Genomic DNA, 14,253 nt, shown 5'->3' with positions numbered 1-14,253 from the left:
TTAGTGTGGGCGCTTGCGCTCAACCGCCCGCAGCAGATGCGTCGGTGGTGTTTCACAGCTGATCTTGCGCCCCAGTTTTTCCTCGATGGACGGTAACTGGTAGGAGTCGTCTTCACCGGCAAAGCTGATGGACACACCGTCGGCGCCAGCACGACCGGTCCGTCCGATGCGGTGCACGTAGTCGTCCGGCACTTCCGGCAGGGTGAAGTTGATCACGTGACTGATGCCGTCGATGTGGATACCGCGACCGGCCACGTCGGTGGCGACCAGGACGCGGATCTTGCCTTCGCGGAAACCTTCGAGGGTTTTGATGCGCTTGTGCTGCGGCACGTCGCCGGACAGTTGCGCAGCGTTGATGCCGTCGCGCACCAGGCGTTCTTCGATGCGTCGCACTTCATCCTTGCGGTTGGCGAACACGATCACCCGTTCCCAGCCATTGTCGTTGACCAGGTTGTAGAGCAGCTTGTACTTGTCGGCAGCGGCCACGGCGTAGATATGCTGCTCGACGTTTTCGTTGGCCACGTTGGTGACTTCGATTTCGACGATGGCAGGGTCGGTGGTCCATTGCTTGGCCAGGTTCATCACGTCTTCGGTGAAGGTCGCGGAGAACAGCAGCGTCTGGCGCTCGGCCTTCGGCGGCGTCTGGCGAATGATCTGGCGCACTTGCGGGATGAAGCCCATGTCGAGCATGCGGTCGGCTTCGTCCAGCACCATCACTTCGACCATGTCCAGATGCACGTCGCCGCGCTGGTTGAAGTCCAGCAGGCGGCCCGGCGTGGCCACCAGGATGTCGCAGTGGCGGGCTTCGAGGTGCTTGAGCTGTTTGTCGAAGTCCATGCCGCCGACGAAGGTCATGACGTTGAGGCCGGTGTACTTGGTCAGGTCGGCGGCATCCTTGGCGATCTGCACCACCAGTTCGCGGGTTGGCGCGATGATCAGTGCCCGAGGCTCACCCATGTAGCGCTCTTTCGGCGGCGGGGTTTGCAGCAACTGGGTGATGATCGAGATCAGGAACGCAGCGGTTTTGCCGGTACCGGTCTGGGCGCGGCCGATGGCATCTTTGCCGGCGAGGGTGAAGCCCAGCACCTGTGCCTGGATCGGTGTGCAATACGGGAAGCCCAGGTCCTGGATGGCGTGCATCAGTTCAGGGGCCAGCTTGAAATCGTGGAAGCGGGTTTTGCCTTCCTGGGGCTCGACAACGAAGTCTTCGAGTTTCCATGGGATGACCGGCGCCTTGGGCTTGGGTTCGCGGCGCGGTTTGGCGGGTTTCGGTGTTTCGCTGAGCGGCTGTTCCGGGGCTGCTATCGCCACAGGCTGGGCAGCGGGTGCGGGCTTGGGCTCATGCTTGGGTGCCGTCGTGGTGGCGGCCCGTTCAGGCTGATTACCGTCGGTGCGGTGGCTGGGAGCGTGAGACGGAGCGCTGGGGACTGGCGCGAGTTGCTCAGTCTCGCTTTTACCGAACATTTTCTTGAGTGCTTTGAGCACGGTCATCTCATCAATTGGTTAAGGAATGTACGCCGGCCAGTGTAATGCAAGAATCGGGCGCGGCGTAGTGGGATGGATCAAAGGGGCCTTTAAACAAAGAAAGGAACCTGGAGGGTCAACGCAAGCGCTCGGTGAGCCAGGTGCCGATGTCGCGAATTTCCTCGGGTAACACTTCGTGGCCCATTGGGTATTCCTGCCATGTCACGGTGACACCACGATGCTTCAAGTGCTCGTAGGCGCTGCGTCCCATCGAGTTCTGCACCACATCGTCGTATTGGCCGTGCATCGACAGTACCGGAATGCGCTGCTGGCTGGCGGACAGTTGCAGTTCGTCGCTGAAGGTCGGTGCATAAGTAGAAAGGGCAATGACGCCACCCAGCGGTCCCTGCCACTTCAGAAAAGCGGTGTGGATCACCACGGCACCGCCTTGGGAAAAGCCGGCCAGGAAAATCCGCGAGGCGTCTATTCCGCTGGCCTTCTGCGATTCGATCAGTTCGATGATCCAGTTGGCAGACTCTTCCAGTTGCTCGCGGTTGATCGCGCGCGCGGGGCTCATGGCCAATATGTCGTACCAGCTCGGCATCTCGTATCCGCCGTTGATGGTGACGGCGCGGCTCGGCGCCTGGGGCAAAACAAAGCGGGTGCTCAACAGGGATTCCTGCAGGGCTTCGGCCACTGGCAGGAAGTCGTAGCGATCGGCACCCAGGCCGTGCAGCCAGATAACGCAGGCGTCTGCGGTCTTGACGGGTTCAAGAATCAAGGGGTTGGTCATGGCTGCTCCAAAAGTGTGCGTGCGCTCTCATTGAGTGCGAGGGCTGAGTGCGTGTCTGGTTGATCAGTTACGAAGATGTCGCAAGGTTACAAGTTTTGCTATTGACCTGCAGCTGAACCGCTTCGGCGAGCGGTGTGGTACGGGCTTTGCTATGGCGAACTCTGTATGAAAAATCCTACGCCTGTCGGTAACACTATCAGGCCGAGGTTGTTAGTGGGATTGAAAAGAATCCGGTGATGGATGTTCGCCAAAGGCCGATACGGGGCTTCGCGAACGTGAAAGGGCTACAGCCCGTTCGGCCGACTGGTGAGAGCGAGTTTTCCATGACGTGGATTTTCTCCTACTAGACTCATAGCTAACGTCTTACGTCGGTTGACCCAAAAACAAGCCAACACGGGTCGACTACGCCTCAAAAGGGTGCGACAGGACTCACGCTCCGACACAACAAGAGCAAAACTGGAGGTTTGAATGAAGATGTTGAAATCCACCCTGGCTATCGTGACTGCAGCCGCGGTACTCGGTGTCAGCGGGTTTGCCCAGGCGGGCGCAACCCTGGATGCAGTGATGAAGAAAGGTTTCGTGCAGTGTGGCGTCAGCGACGGTCTGCCAGGCTTCTCGGTTCCGGATTCCACCGGCAAGATCGTCGGTATCGATGCTGACTACTGCCGTGCAGTGGCGGCGGCTGTCTTCGGCGACGCGACCAAGGTCAAGTTCAGCCAGTTGAACGCCAAGGAGCGCTTCACCGCGCTGCAGTCCGGCGAAATCGACATTCTGTCGCGCAACACCACCATGACCAGCTCCCGTGATGCGGGCATGGGCCTGAAATTCCCGGGCTTCATCACTTACTACGACGGCATCGGCTTCCTGGTAAACAACAAGCTGGGCGTGAAAAGCGCTAAAGAGCTGGACGGTGCAACCATCTGCATCCAGGCCGGTACCACGACCGAGCTGAACGTTTCCGACTACTTCCGCGGCAACGGCCTGAAATACACCCCGATCACCTTCGACACCTCCGACGAAAGCGCCAAGTCGCTGGAATCCGGTCGTTGCGACGTACTGACCTCCGACAAATCCCAGCTGTTCGCCCAGCGCAGCAAGCTGGCTTCGCCGAAGGACTACGTGGTTCTGCCGGAAACCATTTCCAAGGAGCCTCTGGGCCCGGTCGTGCGTAATGGCGACGACGAGTGGCTGGCCATCGTGCGCTGGACTGGCTACGCCATGCTCAACGCTGAAGAAGCCGGCATCACTTCGAAGAACGTCGAAGCCGAAGCCAAGGGCACCAAGAACCCTGACGTTGCCCGTCTGCTGGGTACCGACGGTGAATACGGCAAAGACCTGAAAGTGAAGAAAGACTGGGTCGTGCAGATCGTCAAGCAGGTTGGTAACTACGGCGAAGTGTTCGAGAAAAACCTCGGCAAGAGCACTCCGCTGGAAATCGACCGCGGGCTGAACGCTCTGTGGAACGCTGGCGGCATTCAATACGCACCACCAGTGCGCTGATGGTTCTATCACCCGGTGGGCCAACCACCGGGTGATGTTCTGTTCCATTATTTCCGGGGCACTTCATGCAAAATTCAATCGGCGCACCAAAGCAGAGGCTCAGCCTCAGCGATCCACGAGTGCGCGCGTGGGTATTCCAGATCATCACGATTATCGGGGTGGTCTCGCTGGGCTGGTATCTGTTCGATAACACCCAGACCAACCTGCAGCACCGGGGCATTACCTCCGGTTTCGACTTTCTGGAGCGCAGTGCCGGTTTCGGCATCGCTCAACACCTGATCGACTACACCGAAGCGGACACATATGCCCGGGTGTTTGTCATCGGCCTGCTCAACACGCTGCTGGTGACCTTCATCGGCGTGATCCTGGCGACGATCCTGGGTTTCATCGTGGGTGTGGCGCGGCTGTCGAAGAACTGGATCATCGCCAAAGTGGCGACGGTGTACGTGGAAGTCTTCCGTAACATTCCGCCGCTGCTGCAGATCCTGTTCTGGTACTTCGCGGTGTTCCTGACCATGCCTGGGCCGCGTAACAGCCACAATTTCGGCGATACCTTCTTCGTCAGCAGCCGCGGCCTGAACATGCCGGCGGCGTTGATGTCGGACGGTTTCTGGCCGTTTGTGACCAGCGTTGTCGTCGCCATCGTCGCCATCGTGCTGATGAGCCGCTGGGCGACCAAGCGCTTTGAAGCCACCGGTGTGCCGTTCCACAAGTTCTGGGTCGGCCTGGCGTTGTTCCTGGTGATCCCGGCCCTGTGCGCCCTGATTTTCGGCGCGCCGGTGCACTGGGAAATGCCGAAGCTGCAAGGCTTCAATTTCGTCGGCGGCTGGGTACTGATCCCGGAACTGCTGGCCTTGACCCTGGCGCTGACGGTGTACACCGCAGCGTTCATCGCCGAGATCGTGCGTTCGGGCATCAAGTCGGTCAGCCACGGCCAGACCGAAGCGGCGCATTCCCTCGGCCTGCGCAATGGTCCGACCCTGCGCAAGGTGATCATCCCGCAAGCCCTGCGCGTGATCATTCCACCGCTGACCAGCCAATACCTGAACCTGGCGAAGAACTCCTCGCTGGCGGCCGGTATCGGTTATCCGGAAATGGTCTCGCTGTTCGCAGGAACGGTGCTGAACCAGACCGGCCAGGCGATCGAGGTGATTGCGATCACCATGAGCGTGTACCTGGCGATCAGTATCAGCATTTCCCTGCTGATGAACTGGTACAACAAGCGCATTGCGCTGATCGAGCGGTAAGGAAAAGCGCATGAGCACTCATACTTTCAAACCTGACATGCCCCCACCGAGCAGCAGCATCGGTGTGGTGGCGTGGATGCGCGCGAACATGTTCTCCAGCTGGCTCAACACGCTGTTGACCCTGTTTGCGTTCTATCTGATTTACCTGGTTGTCCCGCCGATCCTGCAGTGGGCGATCCTCGATGCCAACTGGGTTGGCACCAGCCAGGCCGACTGCACCAAGGAGGGCGCCTGCTGGGTGTTCATCCAGCAGCGCTTCGGCCAGTTCATGTACGGCTACTACCCGCCGGAACTGCGCTGGCGCGTGGACCTGACGGTGTGGCTGGCGATCGTTGGCGTGGCGCCGTTGTTCATCTCGCGCTTTCACCATAAGGCGGTGTACGGGCTGAGCTTCCTGGTGCTGTACCCGATCATTGCCTGGTGCTTGCTGCACGGCGGCGTCTTCGGTCTGACCCAGGTGGCGACCAGCCAGTGGGGCGGCCTGATGCTGACCCTGGTGATTGCCACCGTCGGCATCGCCGGTGCGCTGCCGCTGGGGATTGTCCTGGCCCTGGGGCGTCGTTCGAACATGCCGGCGATTCGCGTGGTCTGCGTGACCTTCATCGAATTCTGGCGCGGCGTGCCGTTGATCACGGTGCTGTTCATGTCCTCGGTGATGCTGCCGCTGTTCCTGCCTGAAGGCATGAACTTCGACAAGCTGCTGCGGGCCCTGATCGGCGTGATCCTGTTCCAGTCGGCCTACGTGGCCGAGGTGGTGCGCGGTGGTCTGCAAGCGATTCCCAAGGGGCAGTACGAAGCGGCTGCAGCGATGGGGCTGGGCTACTGGCGCAGCATGGGCCTGGTGATTCTGCCGCAAGCCCTGAAGCTGGTGATCCCCGGCATCGTCAACACCTTCATCGCGCTGTTCAAGGACACCAGCCTTGTGATCATCATCGGCCTGTTCGACCTGCTCAACAGCGTCAAGCAAGCCGCCGCCGATCCGAAATGGCTGGGCATGGCCACCGAAGGCTATGTGTTTGCCGCCCTGGTGTTCTGGATTTTCTGTTTTGGTATGTCGCGCTATTCCATGCATCTGGAACGCAAGCTCGACACAGGCCACAAGCGTTAGGAGTTCTTTTATGAGCGAAGCAAATAAAAAGCCTGTGAGCCCTGAAGGCATTATTCAGATGCAGGGCGTGAACAAGTGGTACGGCCAGTTCCACGTGTTGAAAGACATCAACCTCAACGTCAAGCAGGGCGAGCGTATCGTGTTGTGCGGCCCGTCGGGTTCCGGCAAGTCCACCACCATCCGCTGCCTCAACCGTCTGGAAGAACACCAGCAGGGCCGCATCGTGGTCGATGGCGTGGAACTGACCAACGACCTCAAGCAGATCGAAGCGATCCGCCGCGAAGTCGGCATGGTGTTCCAGCATTTCAACCTGTTCCCGCACCTGACCATCCTGCAGAACTGCACGCTGGCGCCGATGTGGGTGCGCAAGATGCCCAAGCGCAAGGCCGAGGAAATCGCCATGCACTACCTGGAACGCGTACGCATTCCGGAGCAGGCGCATAAATACCCGGGGCAGTTGTCCGGCGGTCAGCAGCAGCGTGTGGCGATCGCCCGCGCGCTGTGCATGAAACCGAAAATCATGCTGTTCGACGAGCCGACGTCGGCCCTCGATCCGGAGATGGTCAAAGAGGTGCTGGACACCATGATCGGCCTGGCCGAAGACGGCATGACGATGCTCTGCGTGACCCACGAAATGGGCTTCGCCCGCACCGTGGCCAACCGCGTGATCTTCATGGACAAGGGCGAGATCGTCGAACAGGCCGCGCCGAACGACTTCTTCGATCACCCACAGAATGATCGCACCAAGCTGTTCCTGAGCCAGATCCTGCATTGATCGAGCCCCGGCACTGAAATAAACCCGGACTGAGTTCCGGGTTTATTTTTGTCCGCGATTTAACGTCCGAATGCAAAACCCTGTGGGAGCGGGCTTGCTCGCGAAAGCGGAGTGTCAGGCAACATACTCGTTGAATGTTAAGCCGCCTTCGCGAGCAAGCCCGCTCCCACAGGGGGTTGTGCTACCGACTCCATTGATCACACGCCAATTCTGAACGGTTGCCCTCTTGGAATATGTTGACTACCATGTCAGAAAATTCATCCTATGATTGGATGAGAGGGCGAATTCCATGTCAGAAATCTCTCCGTTGGTAAAACGATCCCTGGTCGATCAGGCCCTGGACCAACTGCGCCAGCGTATCAACCAGGGTATCTGGGTCGTCGGCCAGCGTTTGCCCACCGAGCCCGAGTTGTCGGCGGAACTGGGCATCAGCCGCAACACCGTGCGCGAAGCCATGCGCGTGTTGGCGTTTTCCGGGTTGATCGAAATCCGCCAGGGCGACGGCAGTTACCTGCGGGCGGTGGTCGATCCGCTCGATACCCTGAAGGCGTTGTCCCGTTGCTCTCTTGAGCAGGCGCGGGAAACCCGGCACATCCTCGAAGTCGAGGCCATCGGCCTGGCAGCCATGCGCCGCACCGATGAAGACCTGGTGGCATTGCGCGAGGCGCTGGGTGTCAGCGGCAGTCACTACCACGGCGATCTCGACACCTACATCGCCTGCGATCTGGTGTTCCACCGGCGCCTGGTGGACGCCGCTCACAACCCGACCCTCAGCGAGCTGTATCGCTATTTCTCCAGCATCGTCGGCGCGCAGTTGCGCCAGACCCTGAGCATCGTCCCGCGCCGCCAGGAAGTGTTCGACCTGCATATCGAATTGCTCGAAGCCGTCGAACAACGCGATCCGGAGCGGGCCAAATCCTTGTCGAGGCAGTTGATCAATGAACCTTGAAACCGGGAAGTCGATACCGCGCAGTGAATTATCCACAGCCGCAAAACGTTCGGCAGAGCTGGAAGAGCTGCTGATCGACGCCGAGGCCGATGACGAACAGGTTCAGCAAACTCACCCGGTTCTGCGCCGGCCGTGGCTGTTGCTGCTGGGTCTGATTCTGGTGGCGCTGAACCTGCGCCCGGCGCTGTCGAGCATGGCGCCGATGCTCAGCGACGTCTCGAAGTCCCTTGGCTTGTCGGCATCGCAGGCCGGTTTGCTGACGACGTTGCCGGTGTTGTGTCTTGGCCTGTTTGCGCCGCTGGCTCCGCTGCTGGCCAGACGTTTTGGGGCTGAGCGGGTGGTGTTGAGCATTCTGCTGACACTCGCTGGCGGGATCATCCTGCGCAGTTCGTTCGGTGAGATCGGCCTGTTTGCCGGCAGTGTGCTGGCCGGTGCCAGCATCGGCGTGATCGGTGTGTTGCTGCCTGGCATCGTCAAACGTGATTTCCCGAAACAGGCCGGAACCATGACCGGCGTCTACACCATGGCCCTTTGCTTGGGCGCGGCGATGGCGGCGGGTGCGACCGTGCCGCTGAGCGAGCACTTCGACAAGCGCTGGGAGCTGGGCCTCGGTTTCTGGGTTGTTCCGGCATTGGCGGCGGCGCTGTTCTGGCTGCCGCAAATCAGCCAGAAACACGGCGCGCACAACGTTGCCTACCGCGTTCGAGGCTTGCTGCGCGATCCGCTGGCCTGGCAGGTGACCTTGTACATGGGCCTGCAATCGTCCCTGGCCTACATCGTGTTCGGCTGGTTGCCGTCGATCCTGATCGGTCGCGGTCTGACCCCGACCCAGGCCGGACTGGTGTTGTCGGGTTCGGTGATCGTGCAACTGGTCAGCTCCCTCGCCGCGCCCTGGCTGGCTACACGTGGCAAGGACCAGCGCCTGGCGATCGTGATTGTTATGGCCCTGACCCTCGGTGGTCTGTTCGGTTGCCTGTATGCGCCGATCGAAGGCTTGTGGGGCTGGGCGATCGTGCTGGGGCTGGGGCAGGGTGCCACGTTCAGCCTGGCTTTGACCCTGATCGTGTTGCGTTCGCGGGACTCCCACGTCGCCGCGAACCTCTCGAGCATGGCCCAGGGTTTTGGTTACACCCTGGCGTCCATGGGGCCGTTCGCGGTCGGTATCGTGCATGACTGGACCGGTGGCTGGACGGCGGTGGGCTGGATCTTCGGTGTCATCGGCCTGGGTGCGATCATCGCCGGTCTCGGGGCCGGGAGGGCGCTGTATGTGCAAGTCAGCAGCGAGAGAATTCAACCGTGACAGATGCCTATAAATAGACAACCTCCAGGGTTGCGGAACCGTCGAGTATTGCATCGTCACTCAGGTCCAGCGTTGAGGTGGGGGCAATGACGGCGACGAGGGTGACCCGGCTGCTCAGGTTCTTGATCTCGACAGGACCTGCGGTGCTGCCCGCCAAATCGGTGAAGCCAAGCCAGCTATTGGCGGCAATCGGTATGGGGCTGAAACTGGATGTACTCCACCCCCGCCCGCCAGTGGTGGAGTCGGTTCGATACACTTGCGGCAGAGCGTCCGCTACGGTGCGGGCAGGATCGAAGTGCAACGAGTACAGACCGATCCTGTTGCCGCTGCGGTCGACGTTCAGACCGTAGTAGATCTCACTGTTGACGATGGCCGAGCCTTCGCGGTTATCGCGCATGATCAATGCGAAAGGAGCCGCGGTGTTGCAGCTGATGTCGAGGTCGAGGAACTCGTCACGCAGTTGCGTCCTTGTGTCGACGTTCAGGTCCTTTCGGGAAATTTTTCCGTAGTCGACAAGTCCGTTGTTGGAGAAAATCGGGATGCAGGCGACCGGGGTGATCGTGCCTTTGACCAAGAGTTCATTGGGGGGCACCGCAAGGGCTGCAGTCGCCATGCCCATCAGCAGTCCGGTGGTCAGAGCCATGGGAATACGCTTCATCGATAAATTCCTTTTTCTCGTAGAAGTTTAGGCACTGAACCGTTCATTCAGGCAACGAACGGTTCAGTGCCTTGGCCCTTAGTAGTACGCCACTTCGAACGTTGCGGAGCCGTCAATGGTGACGTCCTGGTCCAGGGTCAGTCCGTTGGCGGGGGCGATATAGGTATCGACCCTAAAATCAAAGGTGACAACTTCTGCATCAATCGGTGAGGTGCCGCCAATAGCGGCAACGGACAAGTAACGTCCCGGTTTGGCAGAGGTTGCTTTCGACCAGTTTGCCTCGTCTATTGAGTCGATTGGGTCCAGCGGTGTTGCACCGTCCTTGACACTCAGAATTTCGGGGTAAAAGTAGCCCAACTTTTCTAAGTTGGTGGTCAGACCAAGGCCAAACCAATCACCAGTTGATGTCTCGCGTCGATTGTCAATTGGATTCAGTGAGAACCTTTGTGGAGCACTACAGGTTACGACCAGTTGAATGTTATTTTCCCTGACCTTTTTATGGGTGTCTGGATTAAGCTCTTTGGACGAAATCTTGCCTAGTTCGATGATGCCATCATTGGAGAAGACCGGCGTGCAAGCGACTGGAATGATAGTGCCTTTGACCTCCAGGGTATTGTCCACCGCGAAGGCCTGAGGGGCGGTGCTGATTACAGCTGTAGTAGCAAGTGCTGCGAAGTACTTTTTCATGGGTGAAACTTCCTTTCTTTAGTTGTTGGCCTTGAATGTTCCGAGGGGCGTAAGTGCCCCGCGGCTTCAACAAGGCAGGGTGGGTGTTACTGGTAAAAAATCTCGATCGTCCCCGAGCCGTCGAGGTGAACGGCGCTGCTCAGGTCCAGGCTATTGGTGGGGGCAATGATGGCCTCGACCGTCACCGTGGTGGTGAGGTTCTGGATTAAGGCCGGGCCTGCGGTGCTGCTGGCCCTGTCCGTAAAGCCCAGGTAGCTTCTCTGGGCGAACGGAATCGGGTTCGAACTGGAGGTTCTCCAGGCCGCGCCCTGGGTGGTGGAGTAGGTTTGATACAGGCGTGCGAAGCTGTCGGCGCTGGCGTTAGCGGGATCGACATTGAGTGAGTACAGGCCGATCTTGTTGCTGCGGTGATCCAGACCCAGTCCGTAGTAAATCTCGCTGTTGTCCGTTGCCGAGCCCGGGCGGTTGTCATGCATGACCAGGGCAAATTCCATCGGGGCGTCGCAGTCGACCCGCAGGGTCAAATCCTTGGGCGGCAGTCGGGTGCTTTTGTCAGGGTTCAGATCGTTTTTCGTGAGCCGACCGAAATCCACCAGGCCGCCATTGGACAGTTCCACTTTGCACGCGGTGGGGGCGAAACGGGCGCGCAGGGTTATCTCCCTTGAGAGGCCTGTCGCGACCGCGTCGAACAGGCCGGTGGTTTCCCAGACTACGGCGTCACGTACCTGCAACGCCTTGTCCGACGCCCAGGCTGTCAGCTCCAGTTGCGCCGAAAGATTTTGCCCTTGCGCCGCCACACCGCCCCGAACCGGAACGATGGCCTGCTGCGGTTGCCAAAGCAGACTCGAAGTGGTTGCTTCAGGTGCTTGGCCGATGGCAGAAATCAGGCCCAGGTCCACCGGTTGCCCATCGAGCACGGCGTCACTCATGCGCACGGCATAGCTGCCGTGCTCGGCAAAGCGAAAGCGCTCGGCGGTCGCGGCCATGGCACGGTAGAACAGGGTCATGTCAGTGGGTTGGGGGCAGCTCAGGTTCAGGCTCAGGCGGCGCTCGCCCAGGGTTCGCTCTGCGGAGCCATTGGCGCGTATAGCCCGATTCGTCAAACCGTAATCGAGTACCGGCTGACTCAGGGTGAGCTTGCATTCATCGGCGAGGGCCCAGGCGTGCGGCGCCAGTCCGCTTAACATCAACGTGCCGAGTGTTAACAGCAGAGGGTGGGACAGCTTCATGGGGAGATCCTCAAAGTGTGCGGCACCGGGCGTCGGCGGTCTCGTAATACACCTGGGTATTGGCCTTGGCCGGCAGTTCGAAACGCAGCGCGCAGCGCTCCAGCCCTGGTGCGGTTATCCACAGGTCGCGGGTGGTCAGTGCGTTGGGCAGAAACACCAATCCACCTTCTTGAGCGAGCGTGATGAACTCACCGTCTGCGCTGCTTACCGTCGCGCCACGGGGCAGGGGGGTACCGTCGTCCGTGGTGACTTTGAGCAGGGCACGGCGGGTCAAGGTGACGCCGAACTCGACCTTGTCGACGGCCCCGCGTCCGGCGGAAACCACGGCCAGTCCGTTGTTGATATCGAGGTTGCGCGGCAGCGAGCGGGTGTCGACTTCTACCGGGCTGCGCCCATAGGCGCTCACTTGAGGCACAACGGCCTGACCTTTCCAGTCGGTCCAGACCGGACCGCTTGGGGTCGAGACTTTGATGGCGCTTTCGTCGCCAACCGAAAGCAGCGCGAAGGTGTCCCGTACGGCGTATGGCGATAACGTCAGGCCGTCGCCGTGCAGAACGGCACCGCCACGCGCGCCCATCTGGTAGCTGGAGCGTTCGGCATCGGAGCGGGTGTAGTTCAAGTCCAGTTGGCTGTAGCGCGGCAGCAGGGAAACCCCCGCGGAGGACTGCACTTGTTTGTCTCGTGTGTCGTGCTCGACACCGACCCGGTAGCTCAACTGGTCGTTGATCTGCTCGTTCAAGCCGACACCGCTGCGGTATTCGCCAGCGGAACGGCGTACCCAGGTGCGCGCCCGGCGACTTTCACCCAGTGGAATGCTGAGGCTCAGGTAAACACTGTCGTCGCTACGTTGGGTGCCGCTGACTTGCCATTGCGCGGTGGCCGACACTGACACGTCGCCAATCCGGGTGCCCCAGGACGCCAGGGCGCGGCTGCTGTTTTGCCCATCGAATGTCGTTGAGCGGCTGAAGCCACTGCTGAACGCTCCAAACCCGGGAGTTGACCAGGTCAGTGACAAGCTTTGCTGATCGCGGTAACGCGACTGGCTACGTTCCGATCGAGTGTCAAACACCGCCTCCGACAGTTCGCGATAACCAAAGGTCCGGTGCGAAGTTGCGGCATTGATCGACCACTGTTCACCCAAGCGTTGCGAAACATTCAGATCGGCCTGAAGCCCCCTGTCGGCTTGATGGGTGCTGGTGTCGGCCGCTTGCAAGGTGGTCTGGATCTGTGTGCCGGGCCCTGGCAGCAGGCTCAGGCCAGCGCCCGCGGCACGGTAATCGGCGGTGCCGGTAGCACCGGTGCTGAGCAGGACATTCGGGTTGAGTGCTCCACTCCAGCCACCGCTGATCACCCAGGGGTTACCGCTCCGGGCATCGCCGAGACTGCGTACCTGGCCGGTGGCCAACGAAAAACCGGGGGCCGGCAGGCCAACGCCGAGCATGGCAACGGGGACCGTGAAGCGTTGCTCGCTGCCATCCGCTTCCTTGACGGTGACTTCAACATCGGAGCGACTGTCGAGCCGACGTACGTTACTCAGGGAAAACGGTCCGGCCGGTACCACGGTCGAGTGGATCAGCGAACCGTTCTGGCGTATTTCGACCTGGGCCTGGCTGCGGGCAATCCCTTCGATGGGATTGCCTTGGCCTTCGACCTGGAGCGCCTGCTCCGTCATGAGCTGGACGCCGGTGATCTGCGCGCCGGCCAGTACCGGGTTGTAGAGATTGACCTGACCCGCTTGAAGCACTGTTTCGTGGCTGGCAAAGGTGCGCTGGGCGTAAGCCGCCAGGTGAGTGGTGCGCGACACATCGTTCTGCCAGCTCTGTACCTGACGGCTGCGTACAATCCAGTCGCTGGCATTGAAGCCGACTTCGGTGTTGGCTGAGAGGTAGCGGTTCGATCGATTGCCGTATTGGCTGTGGAGGCTGTTGATGTCGTAATTGAGTAACCCGGCGATACCACCGGTTTGATAACCGGAGATATCCCGGACCACCGGACGTATCGCCTGGGTGGGCACTATCAATGAAAGGCCGAGATTGGCCGGATCCTGTTCGATTCGGGCCTGCGGCCAGGTGGCGAGTACATCGAAACAGCCTTTGTCGTTGGCTGGAATCGATGGCTCGCTCAGGTTTGCCGCATCAAGCAGGGAACGGTCAAAGCACAAGTCGCCCTCCCGGTTGAACGTGACGTCGACCCGGCCGCGACGCTGGCCATTGACCGTGAGGGTGATCGGATGTCGGCCAGCGGTGAAGCTAGGGGCGGCCAATAGTTGGGTTGCGAGACTGGGGTCGATACCACGTTGACTCAGCGTTTTCTGGTCGAACGAAGTCAGCAACGAAGCAGCATCGAGGTCGTCGGCATTGGCTTCGAGCCCTATCAGCATGTTGCCAAGCAGCAACACCATGCCGGTCCGGACTCGCGACAGATGAGGGGGAGGGCTGGCCGGCCGAATCGCAGGCATGGCTTCGCCATCACGGTATTTCAATACGGCGTTCATGAGATTCACTTGGGTTATGCCAGGGTGTCGGCTTGATCCGCTTCGGATT

At 60.2% G+C, this 14,253-nt stretch carries 12 protein-coding genes; 6 read left to right on the top strand and 6 right to left on the bottom strand.

Going from position 1 to position 14,253, the window contains the following annotated elements; translation table 11 throughout:
* On the bottom strand, positions 1-1,491 hold the full coding sequence (gene rhlB, locus BSF40_RS13575; protein ID WP_095965499.1) for an ATP-dependent RNA helicase RhlB: 1,491 nt from the start codon (positions 1,489-1,491) through the stop codon (positions 1-3).
* A 109-nt stretch (positions 1,492-1,600) separates the two neighbouring features.
* Positions 1,601-2,257: an alpha/beta hydrolase gene (locus BSF40_RS13570; protein ID WP_095965498.1), complete on the bottom strand. Its 657-nt coding sequence runs from the start codon at positions 2,255-2,257 to the stop codon at positions 1,601-1,603.
* A 468-nt stretch (positions 2,258-2,725) separates the two neighbouring features.
* Here BSF40_RS13570 and BSF40_RS13565 point away from each other — a divergent pair, with 468 nt between their 5' ends.
* The 6 genes from BSF40_RS13565 (at position 2,726) to BSF40_RS13540 (ending at position 9,136) form a co-directional block, all read left to right on the top strand.
* Positions 2,726-3,757, top strand: a complete 1,032-nt coding sequence (locus tag BSF40_RS13565) for an amino acid ABC transporter substrate-binding protein (RefSeq protein ID WP_007972676.1) — start codon at positions 2,726-2,728, stop codon at positions 3,755-3,757.
* Between the two features lie 65 nt (positions 3,758-3,822).
* Positions 3,823-5,004 (top strand): amino acid ABC transporter permease, encoded by a 1,182-nt coding sequence (locus BSF40_RS13560; RefSeq protein ID WP_095965497.1) that lies wholly within the window; start codon positions 3,823-3,825, stop codon positions 5,002-5,004.
* Positions 5,005-5,014: 10 nt separating this feature from the next.
* Positions 5,015-6,112, top strand: coding sequence for an amino acid ABC transporter permease (locus BSF40_RS13555; protein ID WP_095965496.1), 1,098 nt, complete (start codon positions 5,015-5,017; stop codon positions 6,110-6,112).
* Between the two features lie 10 nt (positions 6,113-6,122).
* A complete protein-coding gene (locus BSF40_RS13550; protein WP_007972685.1) occupies positions 6,123-6,887 on the top strand; it encodes an amino acid ABC transporter ATP-binding protein in 765 nt (254 codons plus the stop codon).
* Positions 6,888-7,176: 289 nt separating this feature from the next.
* The gene (locus BSF40_RS13545; protein ID WP_095965495.1) at positions 7,177-7,836 is read left to right on the top strand and encodes a FadR/GntR family transcriptional regulator; all 660 of its coding nucleotides are present in this window, start codon (positions 7,177-7,179) and stop codon (positions 7,834-7,836) included.
* Positions 7,826-9,136: a CynX/NimT family MFS transporter gene (locus BSF40_RS13540; protein ID WP_095965494.1), complete on the top strand. Its 1,311-nt coding sequence runs from the start codon at positions 7,826-7,828 to the stop codon at positions 9,134-9,136. The genes BSF40_RS13545 and BSF40_RS13540 overlap by 11 nt, the downstream gene beginning before the upstream one ends.
* A 7-nt stretch (positions 9,137-9,143) precedes the next feature.
* Here the strand turns inward: BSF40_RS13540 and BSF40_RS13535 are convergent, their stop codons facing one another.
* The 4 genes from BSF40_RS13535 to BSF40_RS13520 form a co-directional block, all read right to left on the bottom strand.
* The gene (locus tag BSF40_RS13535; protein ID WP_095965493.1) at positions 9,144-9,794 is read right to left on the bottom strand and encodes a DUF1120 domain-containing protein; all 651 of its coding nucleotides are present in this window, start codon (positions 9,792-9,794) and stop codon (positions 9,144-9,146) included.
* 78 nt (positions 9,795-9,872) lie between these two features.
* The gene (locus BSF40_RS13530) at positions 9,873-10,481 is read right to left on the bottom strand and encodes a DUF1120 domain-containing protein (protein WP_095965492.1); all 609 of its coding nucleotides are present in this window, start codon (positions 10,479-10,481) and stop codon (positions 9,873-9,875) included.
* 86 nt (positions 10,482-10,567) lie between these two features.
* Positions 10,568-11,710 (bottom strand): DUF1120 domain-containing protein, encoded by a 1,143-nt coding sequence (locus BSF40_RS13525; RefSeq protein WP_095965491.1) that lies wholly within the window; start codon positions 11,708-11,710, stop codon positions 10,568-10,570.
* 10 nt (positions 11,711-11,720) lie between these two features.
* Entirely contained in the window at positions 11,721-14,204 is a 2,484-nt protein-coding gene (locus BSF40_RS13520; RefSeq protein WP_095965490.1) for a fimbria/pilus outer membrane usher protein, read from the bottom strand.
* Positions 14,205-14,253 lie beyond the last annotated feature (49 nt).

The organism is Pseudomonas sp. ACN5 (genome assembly GCF_002303975.1).
In the GTDB taxonomy this organism is placed as follows: domain Bacteria; phylum Pseudomonadota; class Gammaproteobacteria; order Pseudomonadales; family Pseudomonadaceae; genus Aquipseudomonas; species Aquipseudomonas laurylsulfatiphila.
This window is presented reverse-complemented; position numbering and strand designations above follow the sequence as displayed.